Origin of the sequence: Capnocytophaga sp. oral taxon 329 str. F0087, assembly GCF_000213295.2 — a bacterium.
GTDB lineage: Bacteria > Bacteroidota > Bacteroidia > Flavobacteriales > Flavobacteriaceae > Capnocytophaga > Capnocytophaga leadbetteri_A.
In genome coordinates, this window is sequence record NZ_KN389992.1 from 50,222 (window position 1) to 54,666 (window position 4,445).

Consider the following 4,445-nt stretch of genomic DNA (forward strand, 5'->3'; position numbering starts at 1 on the left):
AGAAGACAGTGCTGAATGACAATAAACTAAAGAATTTTATAGATGATAAACTTACCAACTGGGATAAAGAGCGTGTAGCGGTACTCGATAATATACTGCTGAAGATGGCGGTATGCGAGCTGCTTTACTTCCCAAGTATTCCGATAAAAGTAACGATAAACGAGTATTTAGAGCTCTCTAAAGAATATTCTACCCCGAAGAGTAGCTTATTTATTAACGGAATACTCAATGTGATACACAAAGAGCTTGAAGAAAAAGAGCTTATAAAGAAAATAGGGCGCGGTCTCCTTTAGTAAGGGAGCGTATTTTGCCTTACAACAGCTAATTTTAATAACTAAATATATAAATAATGCAAACATTAAATCAATTAGCACCCTTTATACTGATGTTCGTGGTGCTGTACTTTTTGATGATTCGCCCTCAGATGAAGCGACAAAAGCAAGAAAAGAACTTCATACAAAATATGAAGAAAGGCGATAAGGTAATAACTAAAGGTGGTGTACACGGACGTATAGTAGAACTTACTGACGATACTTGTGTTATCGAAACGCTTTCAGGCAAAATAATGTTTGAGCGTTCTGCTATCTCTATGGAATTATCGGCTAAGCTAAAAGCTGCTGAGAACAAAGATTACAAAAAAGCATAAAAGCTAAAATCAGAACTAAAAAGGGCTATCCTACAATTAGGATAGCCCTTTTTAGTTTGTCTCTTTAGGAATTTAATTTGTTGAAAACAATTTAGCAAAGAAACTTTTGCGCTGTAGTATATTTTCTTCTTTGTGATCTTCACTAAAGATATCATCAGATATTTCGTAATCGCCTAAAGTACTTTCGGTATCAGTGTGTGTATTTACTGGCTCGAAGCGTATTTCGCGTTTAGAGTCATCAAGTATATCCATAACATACTCAATGTACGATTTGCCTTGTTTTTCTAAAAAACCTTTGAAATAGCGGTTACTAAGCTCCATACCACCAATTTTCTCCAATTTTAGGAGCGTTTGGTATAGCGGCTCTATATGGTCAGTGATTACGTGCTGGGGCACAGCACGGCGGCGTGCCATAATAGTTACCACCTCGCCCATAATATTGCGTCCTACCTCAAAGTCAGTAATTACCCAGTAATACCGACCCGATTTGGCTAAGTTCTTTATAATAGCGTGAAAGTTGCGCCCTGCCAAAATATTGTCCCACGTTACCTTAAATACTATTTTAGGCATATCAGGGTGACGGATAATATTGTGGGGTTTTCCTAACAATTCACTTGCTGAATAACCACAAACATCTATAAACGTTTGGTTTACGTCAGTGATATTGCCAAATCTATCAGTAGTACTGATGATAGTTTTGGTTTTATCCCACACTACTTCCTCATTGATGGGGGTGGGTTTATTTATTACTTGTTCTGACATACGATTTATGATTTATATTCAACGGCGACAAAAGTAGGGTTTTAAAATCGAAAAACAAAATAACGAACTATCTTTTTTGTGATAGATGTAACAATAATTTTGTAAGTAGCTGATTTTTAAGTGTAATAGTATGACTTTCTGTTCCCATTTTGGAGGAAGTAAGAAGGAGGTTACAAAAAAAGTTTGCTAAAAATTTGGTTTATATTATAAACTAACTTATATTTGCAGCGAATTTATAACATTAAATATTTTAAAACTATGGAATTACAAGTAGCCGACAGCTTGAAAATCATTCAATCTGTCATCAATCAACGAAAACAAAAGTACGAAGAAAACGGTTTCTTCCTTATCTTTTGGAGTGTGCTCATTATGCTTGCAGGTACAGTGCAGTTTGCAATGCTCATTGCCAACTATTATCCCAAACAATCAGGTTGGGTATGGGGAGTAGTGATGCCTCTTGGTTTTGTGGTCAACCTCATTATCAAGTACAAAGAAAAGAAAGTTGCTACACAAAAAAATTACGCCGATTGGTTAGATTGGATATGGGCAGTAGCAGGCATTAATGCAATTTTTGCTTTTCTAGTACCTTTCAGTCCTTTTGGCAAATTTCAAATAGCGATTTTGGTCATTTATTTGCCATTTGCTTTTGTAGCTTTAGCAATGGCATTGCAAATGAAAATGAAACTCTGGATAGCCACATCCTTAGTAGCTTTGTTGTTAATTTATGCAGCTATATTTGTACCATTTAGTTGTGAAATCTATTTGCCTTTGGTATGTGTAGTATTAGCAGCCCTATTGTTCTTAGTACCTGGTATTCAATTTCATAATGAATATAAAAAGAGAAGTAATGTTTGCTGATTTAAATCCCATTTTGCATTCGCAATTGCGTTTGGCTATCATTTCGCTATTGGTTTCAGAAGAAAAAGCCGACTTTGCTCGTATTAAAGAAGTTACCAAAGCCACTTCGGGCAATATTTCGGTACAAATTCAGAAGTTAGAAGCAGCGGGCTATATCAGTATCAAAAAAACGTTCAAAGAAAATTACCCTAATACTGAAGCCCAGCTTACCCCTAAGGGACTTTCAGCTTTTGAAGAATATATCGAAGCGCTAAAAAGCTATATTAATCTTTAGTCGTTAGTGAGTTAGTCGCTAGTTGTTAGCTGTTAGTCGTTAGAATAGAGTCGCCTTCTAACGACTAACGACTAACGACTAATTACTAGCGACTAATAATATCAACGTCTCCTTTCCCCTCGCGTATAACCACTGGTTCATCACCCGATAGGTCAATGACCGTAGAGGCGGTATTATCACCATATCCACCGTCGATTACTATATCTACAAGGTTTTGCCATTTCTCGAAAATGAGTTCGGGGTCGGTAGTGTATTCTATCACATCGTCTTCATCGTAGATAGAAGTCGATACTATAGGGTTGCCCAAGCGCTCTACTATGGTGCGAGCTATCAGGTTGTCGGGCACGCGTATCCCAACCGTTTTTTTCTTCTTAAAGTCTTTAGGCAGGTTGTTATTGCCCTGCATTATAAAAGTATAAGCCCCTGGCAAAGCGCGTTTTAGCAGTTTAAAGGTACTGCTGTCTATCTGTTTTACGTAATCTGATAGGTTCTTTAGGTCAGAACAAACGAATGAGAAGTTCGCTTTTTCGAGTTTTACTCCTTTTATGCGCGCTATCTTTTCGAGGGCTTTGGTGTTGGTAATATCGCACCCTAAGCCATACACAGTATCTGTAGGATAGATGATAAGACCACCATTGCGCAGTACTTCCACTATCTTAGCAATCTCCTTTTCGTTAGGATTTTCGTTGTAGAGTTTAATAAATTGAGCCATATTTTTAGTTTTTAGTCCTTAGTCGTTAGTTTTTAGTCCTTAGTCCTTAGTCGTTAGCTGTTAGTCTTTAGTGGTTAGTTCGTTACTCCTTAGTCTTTAGGTCGCTTTCTAACGACTAGCGACTAACCACTAACGACTAATCGTTGTAAATTTGCAGTACGAAATCAGTTTTTCTTCTTGGTTTGTCACCTTTATATCCCAGAGTTGTAGGGTACGTCCAGCGTTTAGGCACACGGCTTTAGCGTAGAGAGTGTCGCCTACTTTACCAGGGCGTAGGTGGTTGGCACTCAGTTCTATACCGCGTATTTGTTCCTCCCCTTTCCGACATAGCAAAAAGGCAGCTATACTGCCAGCCGTTTCAGCCAGCGCAAGAGTAGCCCCGCCGTGTAGCACGCCATCTACTTGCGTTACTTGGTCGGTTACGGGCATAGAGAGGGTAACCGACTGCTCGGTAATCTCGGCTATTTGCATTTGCCACTGCCGCATCAGATTATTGGCAGGTAGCGCGTCCCATTTTAGCTGTAAATCATCTTTGTTCATAGTAAGTTTTTAGAAAGAAAATAGAATTTAAAAAGCAAAACTACAAAAAATAATGCAATTAGCTCATACAAAGGGTATTATTTTTTAACAGGAAAAAAATAAGAATAAGGTCATAACCTCATTCCCAAAAACCTATTCCCTTTCACCACTCCCTCCTGTCCCATTCGTCCCACTTGTCTCCCAATCCCAGCCTTCCCAGCCTTCCCAGCCTTCTCATTCCTCCCACCAGTCTCACTCGTCCCACTTGTCTCATCAGTCTCACCAGTCTCACCACTCACAGCCCTCTCATTCCTCACACTTGTCCCATTATATTAATATTCTGTAGCCAAAAATTACTCATAGTGTCCATATGCAGAAAGAACTTAACCATACCCTTTTAGAGGTTCAACTTGCCCTTAATGTCTTTTGTATCGTTATAAACCGTTACATTAAAACGTTTAAAGAGTGGTTCAAATATGTAAAAGTCTGCAGCATTATTAAACTTTATTCTGATTGTGTCTATAAGTTATTTTTTTTCTTGCAAAGATAGTATATTATTAGTTCAAAACAAAATACTAACAGAATTTTTTCTCCCATAGGCAGATTCAATTCATAAAGGTAACTTTTAATTTTGCTGATTGTTATTCAATAAGTTAACGTTTCCTTGATTTTTA

General features: G+C 37.8%; 7 protein-coding genes. 4 read left to right on the forward strand and 3 right to left on the reverse strand.

Going from position 1 to position 4,445, the window contains the following annotated elements; genetic code table 11:
• Positions 1-293 (forward strand): transcription antitermination protein NusB (locus HMPREF9074_RS12640; protein ID WP_034539719.1); only part of this gene is annotated, 293 nt, incomplete at its 5' end.
• A gap of 56 nt (positions 294-349) precedes the next feature.
• On the forward strand, positions 350-646 hold the full coding sequence (gene yajC / locus HMPREF9074_RS03715; protein WP_009733833.1) for a preprotein translocase subunit YajC: 297 nt from the start codon (positions 350-352) through the stop codon (positions 644-646).
• Between the two features lie 72 nt (positions 647-718).
• On the opposite strand, the gene HMPREF9074_RS03720 is transcribed toward yajC, so the two are convergent.
• Entirely contained in the window at positions 719-1,408 is a 690-nt protein-coding gene (locus tag HMPREF9074_RS03720) for a PAS domain-containing protein (RefSeq protein ID WP_009733834.1), read from the reverse strand.
• 258 nt (positions 1,409-1,666) lie between these two features.
• Here HMPREF9074_RS03720 and HMPREF9074_RS03725 point away from each other — a divergent pair, with 258 nt between their 5' ends.
• Positions 1,667-2,266: a hypothetical protein gene (locus HMPREF9074_RS03725; protein ID WP_009733835.1), complete on the forward strand. Its 600-nt coding sequence runs from the start codon at positions 1,667-1,669 to the stop codon at positions 2,264-2,266.
• The gene (locus HMPREF9074_RS03730) at positions 2,256-2,540 is read left to right on the forward strand and encodes a winged helix-turn-helix domain-containing protein (protein ID WP_009733836.1); all 285 of its coding nucleotides are present in this window, start codon (positions 2,256-2,258) and stop codon (positions 2,538-2,540) included. Before HMPREF9074_RS03725 ends, HMPREF9074_RS03730 begins: the two co-directional genes overlap by 11 nt.
• Positions 2,541-2,625: 85 nt before the next feature.
• On the opposite strand, the gene HMPREF9074_RS03735 is transcribed toward HMPREF9074_RS03730, so the two are convergent.
• Together HMPREF9074_RS03735 and HMPREF9074_RS03740 are read right to left on the reverse strand one after the other, a co-directional pair.
• Positions 2,626-3,252, reverse strand: a complete 627-nt coding sequence (locus HMPREF9074_RS03735) for an L-threonylcarbamoyladenylate synthase (RefSeq protein WP_009733837.1) — start codon at positions 3,250-3,252, stop codon at positions 2,626-2,628.
• Between the two features lie 129 nt (positions 3,253-3,381).
• Positions 3,382-3,792, reverse strand: coding sequence for a PaaI family thioesterase (locus HMPREF9074_RS03740; RefSeq protein WP_009733838.1), 411 nt, complete (start codon positions 3,790-3,792; stop codon positions 3,382-3,384).
• Positions 3,793-4,445: the final 653 nt, after the last annotated feature.